General features: G+C 45.6%; 11 protein-coding genes and 1 tRNA gene. All 12 read left to right on the top strand.

The features are described from left to right. Positions 1–102: 102 nt before the first annotated feature. Positions 103–176: transfer RNA gene (locus TCA2_RS24970), tRNA-Arg, on the top strand. A gap of 565 nt (positions 177–741) precedes the next feature. Next, positions 742–1,674 (top strand): hypothetical protein, encoded by a 933-nt coding sequence (locus TCA2_RS24965; protein WP_047914317.1) that lies wholly within the window; start codon positions 742–744, stop codon positions 1,672–1,674. A 129-nt stretch (positions 1,675–1,803) separates the two neighbouring features. After that, positions 1,804–3,135 carry a trigger factor gene (gene tig, locus TCA2_RS24960; protein WP_047914316.1) on the top strand — a complete coding sequence of 444 codons (1,332 nt, stop codon included), beginning with the start codon at positions 1,804–1,806 and terminating at the stop codon, positions 3,133–3,135. A 376-nt stretch (positions 3,136–3,511) separates the two neighbouring features. Further along, entirely contained in the window at positions 3,512–4,102 is a 591-nt protein-coding gene (clpP, locus tag TCA2_RS24955; RefSeq protein WP_047914315.1) for an ATP-dependent Clp endopeptidase proteolytic subunit ClpP, read from the top strand. A 12-nt stretch (positions 4,103–4,114) separates the two neighbouring features. Further along, complete coding sequence (gene clpX / locus TCA2_RS24950) at positions 4,115–5,368, top strand: ATP-dependent protease ATP-binding subunit ClpX (RefSeq protein WP_047914314.1); 1,254 nt, start codon at positions 4,115–4,117, stop codon at positions 5,366–5,368. 101 nt (positions 5,369–5,469) lie between these two features. Continuing rightward, complete coding sequence (gene ispG, locus TCA2_RS24945) at positions 5,470–6,567, top strand: flavodoxin-dependent (E)-4-hydroxy-3-methylbut-2-enyl-diphosphate synthase (RefSeq protein ID WP_047914313.1); 1,098 nt, start codon at positions 5,470–5,472, stop codon at positions 6,565–6,567. Positions 6,568–6,787: 220 nt separating this feature from the next. Continuing rightward, positions 6,788–8,527, top strand: a complete 1,740-nt coding sequence (gene lonB, locus TCA2_RS24940; RefSeq protein ID WP_047914312.1) for an ATP-dependent protease LonB — start codon at positions 6,788–6,790, stop codon at positions 8,525–8,527. Between the two features lie 87 nt (positions 8,528–8,614). After that, the gene (gene lon / locus TCA2_RS24935) at positions 8,615–10,954 is read left to right on the top strand and encodes an endopeptidase La (protein WP_047914311.1); all 2,340 of its coding nucleotides are present in this window, start codon (positions 8,615–8,617) and stop codon (positions 10,952–10,954) included. A gap of 72 nt (positions 10,955–11,026) precedes the next feature. Then, positions 11,027–11,641, top strand: coding sequence for a ribosome biogenesis GTP-binding protein YihA/YsxC (gene yihA / locus TCA2_RS24930; protein WP_047914310.1), 615 nt, complete (start codon positions 11,027–11,029; stop codon positions 11,639–11,641). Between the two features lie 273 nt (positions 11,642–11,914). Then, complete coding sequence (locus TCA2_RS24925) at positions 11,915–12,505, top strand: hypothetical protein (protein ID WP_047914309.1); 591 nt, start codon at positions 11,915–11,917, stop codon at positions 12,503–12,505. Positions 12,506–12,822: 317 nt separating this feature from the next. Further along, positions 12,823–13,221: an adenosylmethionine decarboxylase gene (speD, locus tag TCA2_RS24920; RefSeq protein ID WP_047914308.1), complete on the top strand. Its 399-nt coding sequence runs from the start codon at positions 12,823–12,825 to the stop codon at positions 13,219–13,221. Between the two features lie 382 nt (positions 13,222–13,603). Then, positions 13,604–14,989 (top strand): glutamyl-tRNA reductase, encoded by a 1,386-nt coding sequence (gene hemA / locus TCA2_RS24915; protein ID WP_047914307.1) that lies wholly within the window; start codon positions 13,604–13,606, stop codon positions 14,987–14,989. Positions 14,990–14,999: the final 10 nt, after the last annotated feature.

The following is a 14,999-nucleotide window of genomic DNA, read 5'->3' as shown; positions in this document are numbered from 1 at the left end:
AGCGTAGGCATCGATAGCATCCGCAGGCTTAACTAAATAAAAAACAGTTAACGCTTGCTATCGTCACATATATATGATACGATATATCTCGCGCTTGAATTTGTCCCAGTAGCTCAGCTGGATAGAGCAACGGCCTTCTAAGCCGTCGGTCGGGGGTTCGAATCCCTCCTGGGACGTAAAAAAAGAGAGACATCCGAAAGGGTGTCTCTTTTTTGCGTCCATAGGGATGAGAACCCCAAATGGGGGTTCGTCGAAGCATAGACATCGATAGCAATCGCATCGCAGTCAGCCGAGAGGCTGTACCCCGAGTGGGACGATGAGAGACATCCGAAAGGGTGTCTCTTTTTTGCGTCCATAGGGATGAGACCCCCAAATGGGGGTTCGTCGGAGCATAGGCATCGATAGCAATCGCATCGCAGTCAGCCGAGAGGCTGTACCCCGAGTGGGACGATGAGAGACATCCGAAAGGGTGCTCTTTTTTGCTTCCGTAGTGATGAGACCCCCAAATGGGGGGTTCGTCGAAGCATAGGCATCGATAGCATCCGCATCGCAGTCAGCCGAGAGGCTGTTTTATCTTAACAACATATCGCTGGTCTGAATGAAATAAGCTAAAATATGTTTTTTTAGACTGAATTCGGTTATGTTAATATATTAGAGCTATACACGGATATGTAGTTTCTATATAATTCAACAAGTCGATTTATAGTTGTCGTTAAACCGGATAGAGAGGAGGCAGTCATAATGAGCGATACGAACTCCCAAACCAAAGAGAAAAATATTGTTCTCTTCCCGAAGACGCTGGATTACTATCAGATTCAGCTTACCGTAATGCTGGAGAATGAGCGCTATTCGGAAGCGATGCGTTTGCTTGAGTTCCTGCTTCAATGCGAAGGGCAGGAGAAACGGAATTGTGAAGAATGGGAAGCTTTGCTGGACTGGCTGCGTGCAGCTTTCCCTCAATATATAGATCGTGATCAGAGAGAAGACGGACGAAGTGACGAGGATCTGGAAGAGAGTGAAGAGGATTTTGCTCGTCAAAATGCCCGAAATAAAATGGCGGAAGATGGAGCATATGCGGATAAGCTGCTAAGAACGGTCATGGAAGAGCCGCTGAGCGAGCAGACGATGCTGGCACTGGATCAGCTGGCCTATATCGAAACACCGGGTATTGATCATTCGCTGTGCGAATGGCTTCAGCAGCGAAAGCTGCATCCATTGCTTCAATTTCGAGTGCTGCAGACCTTGCGCAAAAGAGGATCACAGGCAACGGTATCTCTTACACGAGGATCGGAAAAAGTGGAGGTTGAGGTAGAATCTATTCCACTGAAGCCGGATGAATTCCCGTTTCCGATCATTCGAGTGCTGGAGCTCGTAGCAGATCAGACGGAAGTGCATGAACCAACCCTGTTTTATTTTGCTCAGGAATTATGGTCCCAATATGTGATGGCTGTATATGGCACAAGCGACTACCGTTCTATGCTTGAAGGCGATGATTCGACACTCGATATATGGGCTGCGGCGCTCCATGCGGCAGTCGCTGAGAGTCTGGGCGGATCACTGGACGAAGAAGAGATTAGAAGGGTCTACGAAATCACGAGTGAAGTCAGATTTAGATTCGAGCAGGCGTACCGATCCATTAAACGATTTGTATCCGGCGGACTGGATGTAAAATAGCCGAAAACTTCCTTTTGACGCCTGCAAGGGTTTACCCTTGAAATTGCATTTAATGTTGTTTATACTAAAATGGTTATTTTGTACGCGCTTGACATGGTTAACATGTGAAATTTGGAGGGGAAAGCATAAATGAAAGCAACTTGGGAAAAAATAGAGAAGAACCTTGGGGTTCTTGAAGTTGAAGTAGAAGCAGATCGTGTAGCTGCTGCTCTCGACAAGGCTTTTAATAAAGTCGTTAAACAGATAAATGTACCTGGATTCCGTAAGGGTAAAGTGCCTCGCTCGATCTTCGAAGCTCGTTTCGGCGTAGAGAGCCTGTACCAAGACGCGATTGATATCCTTCTTCCTGAAGTGTACACGGAAGCTGTTGATCAAACAGAAATCTTCCCTGTTGAACAACCAGAAGTGGACATCGATCAATTCGCAAAAGGTGAAGCTTTCAAATTCAAAGCAAAAGTTGTCGTTAAACCTGAAGCAAAACTTGGCGAGTACAAAGGACTTGAAGTTCCTAAGGCAAACACAGAAGTTTCCGAAGAAGAACTGAATGCTGAGCTTGAGCGTCTGCAACAACGTCATGCTGAGCTTGTAGTTATCGAAGAAGGTACTGCAGAGTCCGGTGATATCGCGGTAATCGACTACGAAGGTTCTGTTGATGGAGAACTGTTCGACGGTGGACAAGCTGAGCGTTATTCCCTGGAACTGGGTTCTAACACATTCATTCCTGGCTTTGAAGAGCAAGTAATCGGTCTTGCTACTGGCGACAACAAGGATGTTGAAGTGACATTCCCTGAGGAATATCATGCGGCAGAACTTGCTGGCAAGAAAGCCATCTTCAAAGTGAAAGTGCACGAAATCAAACGCAAAGAGCTTCCTGCAATCGACGATGAGTTTGCGAAGGATGTAAGTGAATTCGATACTCTTGCTGAGTACAAAGAAGATCTTACGAAGCAGCTGTCTGAGCGCAAAGCAGAAGAAGCAAAAGCTAACCAAGAAAATGTTGTTGTTGAGAAAGCGGCTGCTAATGCAGAAGTTGAAATTCCACAAGGAATGATTAACAGCGAAGTTCGCAACATGATGCGTGACTTTGACAACCGTCTTCGTCAACAAGGCATGAACCTTGAAATGTTCATGAGCTTCTCCGGTCAAACGGAAGCAGATCTTCAAAACCAAATGAAGGGCGATGCTGAGAAGCGCGTTCGCAACAACCTGGTTCTTGAAGCAATCGGTAAACAAGAGAACATTGAAGTATCCGATGAGGATATTAACGAAGAGCTGAACAATATGGCGACTTCCTTCAAACGTACTCCAGAAGAGATTCGTCAAATTCTCGAAAGCAACGGTTCTTTCGACAGCCTTCGTGAAGAAGTTCTGCTTCGCAAAACGATTGACTTCCTTCTTGCAAACAGCGTAGAAGTTGACGCTCCAGCTGAGGAAGCTGCTGTAGAAGCAACTGAAGAATAAGATTACACATCACGTTAGAAATAGAACAGATAAGGCACGTAAGGTATTTTACTAAACGTGCCTTATTTCTTCTCATGAATATCCATTTTATAGTTAAATATATTATTAAATGGCAATAAGTGAGCTGTCGTGATATTTTAACTGTACCTTCCATATACTTGAGTTATAGGTCTTAACTCCATAGGATGGAAGTCCGATTTGCACATACATAAAAAAAATGGTTAAATATGATCAAGCTTTCTCTTTAGCAGCTACTTGTCTGAGGAGAACAGTCATAAATGACATTGAACAGGGAACATGATAAAATTAAGACTGAACTTTATTTAACCCTGATTAATGTGGCAGTAAGATTCTATTATGGAGAAGAGGTCGGAACATGAATCTCGTGCCTATGGTTGTTGAACAAACCAATCGCGGTGAACGTTCTTACGATATATATTCAAGACTATTGAAGGATCGTATTATCTTTCTCAGCGGTGCAATAGATGATGATGTGGCCAACAGCGTTATAGCGCAGCTCTTATTCTTGGCTGCAGAGGATCCGGAGAAGGATATCAGCTTATATATCAATTCACCAGGTGGTTCTGTTACTGCAGGGTTGGGTATATATGATACAATGCAATTTATTAAGCCAGACGTTTCAACCATCTGCGTAGGGATGGCTGCCAGCATGGGCTCACTTCTGCTCACTGCGGGTGCACCTGGCAAGCGCTTTGCGCTGGAGAACAGTGAAGTTATGATACATCAGCCGCTTGGCGGGATCCAAGGTCAGGCATCCGATATTCAAATTCACGCCGACTGGATTATTAAAACGCGTCAGAAGCTTAATCAGATCTACGTGGAGCGTACGGGTCAACCCCTTGATAAAATCGAGCGTGATACGGACCGCGACTATTTTATGAGCGCGGAAGAAGCTTTAGAATACCGTATCATTGACCAAGTACTCACCAGACCGATTAATTCTTAAAGGGGTGGTTAGATGTTTAAATTTAACGATGAGAAAGGGCAGCTTAAATGTTCTTTCTGTGGTAAATCCCAGGAACAGGTTCGTAAGCTTGTCGCTGGACCAGGGGTATATATTTGTGACGAATGCATCGAGCTGTGTGCAGAGATTGTAGAGGAAGAACTCGGTCATGATGAAGAGATTGATCTGAAGGATATTCCAAAACCGATGCAGATTCGTGATATTTTGGATCAGTATGTTATCGGTCAGGAGCAAGCGAAGAAATCGCTGTCTGTTGCCGTTTATAATCATTACAAGCGCATTAATACACAGAGCAAGATTGACGATGTAGAAATGTCGAAGAGTAACATTCTGCTATTGGGACCAACGGGCTCTGGTAAAACGCTCTTGGCTCAAACCATGGCGAAGATTCTAAATGTTCCATTTGCGATTGCAGACGCTACCTCGCTCACAGAAGCAGGGTACGTAGGTGAAGACGTTGAGAATATTCTGCTCAAGCTCATTCAAGCTGCTGATTATGATGTTGAGAAGGCAGAGCGCGGCATTATTTATATCGATGAGATTGATAAAGTAGCACGTAAGTCGGAGAACCCTTCGATTACACGTGATGTATCCGGTGAAGGTGTACAGCAGGCCCTCCTCAAAATTCTAGAGGGTACGGTTGCTTCCGTTCCACCACAAGGCGGACGTAAACATCCTCATCAGGAATTCATTCAAATCGATACTACAAATATTTTGTTCATCTGCGGCGGTGCCTTTGACGGACTCGAGCAAATGATCAAACGCCGTATCGGCAAAAAAGTAATCGGCTTTAACTCTTCTGCTGAGCAGAAGGATCTGAAGCCGGGTGAGTACCTCGGAATGGTTCTTCCAGAGGACTTGCTGAAGTTCGGTCTGATCCCAGAGTTTGTTGGGCGTCTTCCGGTCATCTCTACATTGGAGCCGCTTGATGAGGCGACGCTCGTTCGCATTTTGTCTGAGCCGAAGAATGCTTTGGTTAAGCAATATACGAAGATGCTGGAGTTGGACAATGTAACTCTCGAATTTGAGAAGGAAGCACTCGAAGCGATCGCTCGAGAAGCAATCAAGCGTAATACGGGTGCCCGTGGACTTCGTGCGATCATTGAGAGCCTCCTGCTTGATGTGATGTATGAAATTCCTTCCCGCGAGGATGTTACGAAGTGTGTCATTACGAAGCAGGTTGTTGAAGAGAAGACAGCACCTGAACTGCATGGTGATAAAGATAAGAAGCAAGAAGAGAGTGCCTAAATAAACAAGTCTTACTCCACTCGTAATGAGGTTTATTTATACTGGATATTTCCAGGCCTCTAGCGGGTGGAGATTTGACGTTATGGGGAGAGAAAGGAATCATGTTTTTAAGACAAGATACACGTCCCGTAAAAGTCGGCAACATTACCATTGGCGGAAGCAATGAAGTCATTATTCAAAGTATGTGTACAACGAAAACGGCTGATGTGGATGCAACGGTAGCTGAGATTTTGCGGCTTGAAGAAGCGGGATGCCAAATTGTTCGTGTAACGGTCAATAATGATGAAGCGGCAGAAGCGATTAAGGAAATTAAGAAGAGAATTCATATTCCGCTAGTGGCGGATATTCATTTTAATTATAAATTAGCTCTAAAAGCAATCGAAAATGGGATCGATAAAGTTCGGATTAATCCGGGTAACATCGGCAAACGTGAAAAAGTAGAAGCCGTTGTGAAAGCATGTAAGGAAAAAGGAATTCCAATCCGTATCGGTGTGAATGCTGGCTCGCTTGAGAATCATTTGCTTGAAAAATATGGCTATCCTACAGCCGATGCGATGGTAGAAAGTGCCTTGTTCCATATCGGCATTCTGGAAGAGCTGGATTTCCATGATATTATCGTGTCGCTTAAGGCATCTGACGTTCCAATGGCCATCGAGGCTTATACTAAGGCTGCACAGGTGATTCCATATCCATTGCACCTTGGGATTACAGAAGCAGGTACGCTGTTCTCAGGTACAATTAAGAGCTCGGCAGGCATGGGTGCTCTGTTATCTATGGGAATCGGCTCCACAATGCGGATTTCACTCAGTGCAGATCCGGTTGAAGAGATCAAGGTTGCCCGTGAGCTGCTCAAAACCTTTGGTTTGATTACAAATGCGGCCACCCTGATTTCTTGTCCGACCTGCGGTCGTCTGGATATCGACTTGTTCTCCATTGCTAATGAAGTAGAGGATTATATCTCACAAATTAAAGTACCGATCAAGGTATCGGTGCTGGGTTGTGCGGTTAATGGTCCTGGTGAAGCGAGAGAAGCCGATATCGGGATTGCAGGGGCACGCGGCGAAGGACTTCTGTTCCGTCATGGAGAGATGATCCGCAAAGTGCCAGAGGCTGAAATGGTTGAAGAACTGAAGAAAGAAATCGACAAGATCGTAGAAGTGTATGAAGCAACCGGTGTTATTCCGGGACGCAAGCACTAATCTTTTTTTTATAAAATAAGAATTTAACTCTTCACTGCTTCCTCGTATGAGGAAGCAGTTTTCTTTTTGCCTGCCTGAAGAACCGTCTCTGTTCCTGTTTGATGTTGAAATCTATAAGAGAACTTCTGTTTTTGACGTTTATGCCGGAGTGAAAAGGCTATACTACCATGTATCGAACTTTTTGTGGTAAGTGACGAAAAGAACAGGAGGGACACCTAATATGGGTACTGAATTAACCGTTATTGTTATGTTAATCAATTTGTTTTTCGGAGTCGTAATCGGGCTCTATTTCTGGAATATGCTGCGTGGACAGAGAAACAATAAAAGTGCGGTGGAACGTGAGTCTCGGAAGGAACTCGACAAGCTGAGAAAGCTGCGGTCCATATCACTGACCAAGCCGCTTGCCGAGAAGACGCGTCCTGCCAAGATGGAGGATATTGTCGGTCAAAAGGATGGGCTCCGCGCGATGAAGGCAGCTCTCTGCAGTGCAAATCCGCAGCATGTTATCGTTTATGGTCCGCCGGGAGTAGGTAAAACCGCGGCAGCGCGGGTCATTTTGGAGGAAGCCAAAAAGAATCCGGCCTCTCCGTTCAAAGCAGATGCCAAATTTACAGAGATTGATGCGACAACCGCCAGATTCGATGAGCGCGGTATTGCCGATCCACTGATCGGCTCTGTTCATGATCCGATATACCAGGGCGCAGGTGCAATGGGCGTGGCAGGTATTCCTCAGCCTAAACCAGGAGCGGTTACGAAGGCGCACGGCGGGATTTTATTTGTCGATGAAATTGGTGAGCTTCATACGATTCAGATGAACAAGCTGCTCAAAGTATTAGAGGATCGTAAGGTTATTTTGGAAAGTGCGTACTATAACTCCGAAGATACGCATACTCCTGCTTATATCCACGATATTTTCCAAAACGGTCTGCCGGCTGATTTTCGTTTGGTAGGGGCAACGACCCGTTCACCTCACGAAATTCCTCCGGCTCTTCGTTCCCGGTGTATGGAGATCTTCTTCCGCGCACTGCTGCCTGAGGAGATTGGACAAATTGCGGAGGATGCGATCAGTAAGATTGGCTTTGCAGCCAATCCCGAAGCGGTGGAGGTTGTAAAAAGATATGCCACCAATGGTCGTGAAGCGGTGAATATTGTACAGCTCGCCGCAGGACTTGCTCTGACTGAGAATCGGGATGAGCTTCGGGCTTCGGATCTCGAATGGGTCGCCAGCAGCAGTCAGATTCAGCCGAGACCGGACAGGAAGGTGCCAAGTCTTCCACAAGTGGGCTTTGTCAATGGTCTTGCCGTATACGGACCTAACATGGGTGCGCTGCTTGAGATTGAAGTATCCGCGGTGCCTGTAATGAAGGGAAAAGGAATATATAACATCACGGGAGTTGTCGATGAGGAGGAGATTGGCGGCGGTTCAAGAACACTCCGTCGGAAGAGCATGGCCAAAGGGTCTGTAGAAAATGTAATTACCGTGCTCAGATCCATGGGGCTGGAGCCTTCTAACTACGATCTTCATATCAATTTTCCTGGAGGTACACCAATAGATGGTCCTTCCGCGGGAATTGCCATGGCAACGGCGATTGCTTCTGCAATTAAGGGGATTCCCGTCGATCATGAGCTGGCAATGACAGGTGAGATCAGCATTCATGGAAAAGTAAAGCCGATCGGCGGCGTGCTGGCCAAGGTAGAGGCTGCTTTTCAGGCTGGAGCGAAGACGGTTATTATCCCTGCAGACAACTGGCAGACCATTTTTGAAGGTTTGGATGGCTTGAAGGTTATTCCTGTTGAGTCCGTGGATGAAGTATTCGAGCATGTCTTCGGCAAAGAGCTGATGACAGACAATGAAGAGAAGGCTGCACCTGCACCCGAGCTGTTTCCACAATCTTCACCTTCAATACTACATGCGGACTTGAATCGCGGCGGAACGATGAATAGTACAGAAAGCATGTAAAGACTTCTCCTTCATTGGTTTTTTATGTGAACATTTGATAGAATAATGAATGATAACAACCTGAGAGCCATTGGAGGTGTGAAAGCGATGGGGCCGAGCAAAACCAAAGTTCGTCGTTTTCCTTTACTGCCTTTAAGAGGACTTCTCGTCTATCCGAGCATGGTGCTGCATCTCGACGTGGGCAGGGAGAAATCCGTCAAGGCTTTGGAAAAAGCGATGGTAGAAGAACATCTGATTCTCCTGTGTTCTCAATCTGACGTAAATATAGAAGATCCTGCACGTGAGGATATTTATCGGATCGGTACAGTGGCGAAGGTCAGACAAATGCTGAAGCTTCCGAATGGAACCATTCGTGTTCTCGTGGAAGGACTTGAACGAGCAGAGATAACAGAGTATACAGATCAAGACGAGTTCTATGAAGTGCTGGCGGTGGAGCTGCCGGAGGAAGAGGCGGACCATCCAGAGACAGATGCATTAATGCGGACCGTTCTCAGCCAGTTTGAAAATTATATAAATCTATCGAAGAAGGTAACACCCGAGACCCTTGCAGCTGTATCCGATATTGAAGAGCCGGGGCGTCTTGCGGATGTTATAACGAGTCACTTGTCCCTGAAGATCAAGGACAAACAGGATATTTTGGAAACAGTAGATGTAAAACAGCGGCTTGAGAAGCTGCTGGACATTTTGAATAATGAGCGTGAGGTCCTTGAGCTGGAGCGCAAGATTAACCAGCGGGTCAAGAAGCAGATGGAGAAGACCCAGAAGGAGTATTATCTTCGTGAGCAAATGAAGGCGATACAGAAGGAGCTTGGCGAGAAGGAAGGGCGTGCCGGTGAAGTTGAAGAGCTTCGTACGGGTGCGGCAGAGCTGTCACTCCCTGACAAAGTGCGAGAGAAGGTCGAGAAGGAAATTGATCGGCTTGAGAAAATGCCTGCCAGCTCCGCAGAGGGCGGCGTAATCCGCAATTACGTGGATTGGCTGTTAGCTCTACCATGGAGCCGCAAGACGGAAGATGATCTGGATATTCATGCCGCTGAAGAAGTGCTGGATGCAGATCATTACGGTCTAGAGAAGCCGAAGGAGCGCGTGCTTGAATATCTAGCTGTCCAGAAGCTGGTGAAGAAGCTGAAAGGTCCGATTCTTTGTCTTGTAGGTCCTCCAGGGGTAGGTAAGACATCACTTGCGCGTTCTATTGCCAAATCACTTGGCCGTGAGTTTGTGCGTATCTCCTTGGGCGGTGTAAGAGACGAAGCCGAAATTCGCGGACATCGAAGAACGTATGTCGGTGCCATGCCTGGCCGAATCATTCAAGGAATGAAGACCGCAGGTTCACTGAATCCAGTATTTTTGCTGGATGAGATCGACAAGATGGCTTCTGATTTTCGCGGAGATCCATCCTCTGCTCTACTTGAAGTGCTTGATCCTGAACAAAACAATACGTTCAGTGACCATTTTGTAGAGCTTCCCTTTGACCTGTCAAACGTCATGTTTGTAACGACAGCCAATACGATTCACAGTATTCCGCGTCCACTCCTCGATCGGATGGAAGTGCTTAACATTCCAGGGTATACGGAGCTGGAGAAGCTGCAGATCGCAAGCCGGTATTTGCTGCCGAAGCAGATCACAGAGCATGGATTGACCGAAGAACAAGTGGAAGTGCAGCAGGATGCTCTCTTGAAAGTCATTCGTGAATACACGAGAGAATCCGGCGTGAGAAATCTGGAGCAGCAGATGGCTTCCCTATGCCGCAAGGCTGCGAAGAAGATCGTATCCGGCCACACAGGCAAGATTGTTATCGCTCCGGATGATGTGAAAGATTACTTAGGTCCGCAGAAATTCCGTTACGGTGTTGCTGAGCTTGAGGATCAGATCGGGACGGTTACGGGACTTGCTTGGACAGAGGTCGGTGGTGAGACACTCGTTATCGAAGTGACTGTTGTTCCGGGTACAGGCAAGCTTACTCTGACGGGTAAACTGGGGGATGTTATGAAGGAATCTGCGCAAGCAGCCTTCAGTTATACACGTTCCAAAGCAGGGGATCTCGGGATCGCACCTGACTTCCACGAGAAGAACGATATTCACATTCACATTCCGGAAGGTGCCATTCCAAAGGATGGACCTTCTGCCGGAATTACAATGGCTGCTGCACTGATATCTGCATTGACTAACCGTCATGTATCCAAGGATGTGGCGATGACAGGTGAGATTACACTCCGCGGCCGGGTTCTCCCGATTGGCGGACTGAAGGAGAAATCGCTTGCGGCACATCGTGCAGGATATAAGAAAATTTTGCTCCCGAAGGATAATGAACGGGATTTAAGAGATATACCGGACAGTGTACGAGAAGATGTTGAATTCGTACCTGTTGCACACATGGATCAAGTGCTTCAGCATGCACTGGTCGAACAACAGGCAGGTGTGCACTAGATAAGCCAATGAGCATCAACGAGAGTTCCATTATTTCATTGGTGTGTTATGAAGAGAGGATAAATATCGATTATGAAAGTTACAAAATCCGAATTTATCATTAGTGCGGTCAGCCCTAGCCAATACCCTGAGGACGCCTTGCCGGAGATTGCTCTGGCAGGGCGTTCCAATGTGGGGAAATCTTCGCTGATCAATCGATTGATTAATCGTAAGAATCTGGCAAGAACGAGCTCAACCCCAGGCAAAACCCAGCAGCTTAATTATTACCGCATTAATGATGCGCTTTATTTTGTGGATTTTCCAGGCTATGGGTATGCCAAAGTATCGAAGACACAGCGTGCGCTCTTCGGTCAAATGATGGAGAAGTATTTGCTTGAACGAGAAGAACTGAAGCTGGTCATGCAGATGATTGATATGCGTCATCCCCCTACGAAAGACGACATTATGATGTATGAATGGCTGAAGCATCATGGGCTTCCCGTATGCGTCGTGACTACGAAGATGGATAAGATTCCTAAGACACGCCGAGCCAAGCATGCAAAAGTCATAAGAGATGCGATCGGTCTTCATCCCGAAGACAGCTTTGTCTCTTTCTCGTCAGAGGAAGGTTTAGGCAAGGATGAGCTGTGGGCAGTCATATCCCGTTATGCAGGGTTTACAGAAGAACAGCCGTCTATAGAAGAGTAGTCCTAACAATTCTCACCAAAAGCAAGTGACCAGACGATCTTGCAGAACAATCGAGCTAACACGAACTTTCTTGCAGAATAATGAGCATTTTCCCTATGGGATGTATAATTTCAAGTTTCTTCCTGATTTTTAATGATTTAAAGCAGAAATTCATTGCATGGCAGAAGGGCGGGTTCCGCCCGCGGTAGTGTATAATGAAGCTAAGTAATGAACATTACGGTTTTAAATCGGCCTGACTACAGAATGGTCGGGAAAGAATTGAGGAGATTTTTTATGGCTCAGCGGTTAGCCACAGAATATGTTAAAGCCACTTTGAAATTAACAGAACCTCAGATGCAGCAGTTTTTAAAAATGGCCGAAGACAGCCAGCTTCAGCACCAACGAGTGAAAGTGCTGGGCAAGGGCGGGCAGGATGTTGTACTTCGTGATGGTGCTGGAGAGGAAGTCTATTTCCCATTTGATCGAGAAGATGGATTATATGTCTGTGAGTTGTCTTGCCGTCTAGTGAATCCTCAGCTGACGAGTGTCGTGCGCAAATTGTTTCTTGCTTTCAAGGGTGAAGGAATGGAGAACCGGGTGTATGCTGGTTTTACCATGATGTATTTTTATTCCCAAGGCTCTGTTCGCAAGATTATTGAAGTCAAACAAGACCAAGCTCGCATCGTATACGAATACAAGAATTCCTTGCAGGAGTTTGAACAGCAATACCGATCACGTGATGTTGAACAGAAAATATTACGTGTGAAGAGCAGTATTAACCAACTGCTCGATGCAAGAAACAAGGTATCTTGCCAGGAGGAAATTCGTCATATTGATGAGCAGTTACGGATAGAAGCATTCATACTATTTACTCTTGAAGCCTAAATATATTCATAATGCAGAGCCTGCTCTTTACTGAGCGGGCTTTTCTTTGGTTCTAGTAAACCTTACACGGTATTATTTTTTTGGTGTTTGGTCCACTTCAGGTCAAAAAAAATATACTGTATTGTTCTTGAAAAAACTGTTGCATTTGTAATGAATAGGTGTTATTTTTATTCTCGTTGAAAAGAATATAGGAACCAGGATTCACTCAGGACATTGTGTATGTTGCGAGAGATTTATCCCTCGGGAAGTGAATGACGTAGGTCCTAGCGGATGAAATTTTTTCAAACATTTTATTCCTAGGAAGGGGGAACCGAAAGATGGGAAATACAACTTTCGGAAGACACGTTGCTGTTGACACTTGGGGAGTAGACTTTGATCTGTTGAACAATGAGGATTTCTTGCAAGTACAGATGGTAGAAGCCGCAGAAGCTTGTGATGCGACCATCTTGTCCGTGCAATCCAGACAGTTTGAGCCACACGGGGTTACTGTGCTAGTCATGTTGGCTGAGAGTCATCTCTCGATTCATACGCACCCTGAAAGAGGCTTTGCCGCGATTGATTGTTACACTTGTGGAGAATTGGTTGATCCGCAGCTTGCTGTTGATTACCTGGTATCGGCTTTGAACCCGGAGAAGATTTTTTCAAAGACATTAGTGCGTGGGAATGGCGAATTAGATGTCGAACAGCCTGTAAAACAACAGATTGAGCTTGTATAATACACAGATTTATAATACGATACATTTAATAAAGAACCATGGAATTTCCATGGTTTTTTTATATATTTTATGTAATAAACTAGAAATTCTCCTAACTGTAATATTCGATGGTGAGCTGTACAAGTTTCAAATGAGTTTACAACGTATAAATTAATGAAGTGGCGGTAAAATTAAGTAGGCACATTTGAATCCATAGGTTAAGAAGATGAGGATTTCATAAACATGTCATAAAAAGCATTAGGGCGAAACTGTACATATGTTATACTAAATACTGCTTAAGGCTAATTGCTAATAACACATTTAATTGTTTTTATAGACTGAATCTATTTCATGTGAATGGATTTAATGATTTACGAATTTTGTAGAGGCAGGTGAACTTGCAATGCACATCGTCGCAGTTGGGTTAAACTATCGCACAGCGCCTGTAGAAGTAAGAGAACGGTTTACATTTGATGAAAAAGACCTGCCATCAGCGCTCCGAGAGCTCAAGAAGACAAACAGTGTATTGGAAGGCGTCATCGTGGCTACATGCAACCGTACGGAAATGTATGTGGTGGTTGATCGTCTCCATATGTGCGGGTATTTCATACGCAGCTTCATGGAGCATTGGTTTGGTATTTCCCGCGAGGAGTTTACTCAACATCTCTATATATATGAAGATGAACAGGCGATACGTCATTTATTTCGGGTAACCAGCGGACTGGACTCCATGGTGATCGGAGAGACCCAAATTCTAGGCCAGGTTAAGCAGGCCTTCTTAACGGCTCAAGCTGAGAAGGCAACTGGAACGTGGTTTAATACGCTGTTCAAGCATGCCATCTCTGTAGGCAAGAGAGCGCACAGCGAGACTTCGATTGGTGAAGCGGCGGTTTCTGTCAGTTATGCTGCTGTTGAACTAGGGAAGCGCATCTTCGGCTCCTTTAATCATAAGAAGGTCATGATTCTGGGTGCAGGGAAGATGAGTGAGCTCACTGTTCAGCATTTGTATGCGAATGGTGCGGAAGAAGTCATTGTGGCGAATCGGACCTTCTCACGCGCAGAGGAGCTGGCAGCCAAATTTGACGGAACAGCATGCACCATGGAACAGGCATTTACACGTCTTCATGAAGTGGACATTTTGATCAGCTCAACAGGAGCGAAGGATTTCGTTATCTCGGCTGATATGGTTAAAGACAGCATGAAGCGAAGAAAGTCACGTCCGTTGTTCATGATCGATATTGCTGTGCCTCGGGATATAGATCCTGTAATTTCAGATATCGCTAATGTCTTCTTATATGATATCGATGATCTTGAAGGCGTGGTTGAGACCAATCTGGAGATGCGCCGGATCGAGGCAGCGAAGATCGATTCCTTTATCGAGGAAGAGATTGAAGAATTTAATCATTGGCTCAAAACCTTGGGGGTTCGTCCTGTGATTCGAGCTTTGCAGGAGAAAGCCAACAGTGTTCATGAGGAAACGCTGGAGAGCTTGTTTAACAAGCTGCCCGAGCTGGATGAGCGGCAACGTAAGGTGATACGGCGACTGACAAAGAGTATGCTTAATCAAATGACGCATGAGCCCATTAATCGTATAAAAGAAATGGCAGTGGATAAGAATGCGGATGATGCATTATCGATGTTCACTACCATGTTTGGTCTTGAGGAAGAGCTCGAAGACAAGGAAGAGTCTTCTGTTTCCTCAAGAGTGAATATGAAGCCGGCCACGGAGCCTGGTCGTGAGGTGGAGCAAGCACCTTCACGGATTGCATATGTTCCAGTGAGCCTGTAAGGCAGGTGTA

The organism is Paenibacillus sp. TCA20 (assembly GCF_000732325.1).
In the GTDB taxonomy this organism is placed as follows: Bacteria; Bacillota; Bacilli; order Paenibacillales; family Paenibacillaceae; genus Paenibacillus; species Paenibacillus urinalis.
This window is presented reverse-complemented; position numbering and strand designations above follow the sequence as displayed.

Coding starts and splice junctions, on each gene's coding strand:
- TCA2_RS24965 (WP_047914317.1), top strand. CDS start 742: ATGAGCGATACGAACTCCCAAACCAAAGAGAAAAATATTGTTCTCTTC.
- tig (WP_047914316.1), top strand. CDS start 1,804: ATGAAAGCAACTTGGGAAAAAATAGAGAAGAACCTTGGGGTTCTTGAA.
- clpP (WP_047914315.1), top strand. CDS start 3,512: ATGAATCTCGTGCCTATGGTTGTTGAACAAACCAATCGCGGTGAACGT.
- clpX (WP_047914314.1), top strand. CDS start 4,115: ATGTTTAAATTTAACGATGAGAAAGGGCAGCTTAAATGTTCTTTCTGT.
- ispG (WP_047914313.1), top strand. CDS start 5,470: ATGTTTTTAAGACAAGATACACGTCCCGTAAAAGTCGGCAACATTACC.
- lonB (WP_047914312.1), top strand. CDS start 6,788: ATGGGTACTGAATTAACCGTTATTGTTATGTTAATCAATTTGTTTTTC.
- lon (WP_047914311.1), top strand. CDS start 8,615: ATGGGGCCGAGCAAAACCAAAGTTCGTCGTTTTCCTTTACTGCCTTTA.
- yihA (WP_047914310.1), top strand. CDS start 11,027: ATGAAAGTTACAAAATCCGAATTTATCATTAGTGCGGTCAGCCCTAGC.
- TCA2_RS24925 (WP_047914309.1), top strand. CDS start 11,915: ATGGCTCAGCGGTTAGCCACAGAATATGTTAAAGCCACTTTGAAATTA.
- speD (WP_047914308.1), top strand. CDS start 12,823: ATGGGAAATACAACTTTCGGAAGACACGTTGCTGTTGACACTTGGGGA.
- hemA (WP_047914307.1), top strand. CDS start 13,604: ATGCACATCGTCGCAGTTGGGTTAAACTATCGCACAGCGCCTGTAGAA.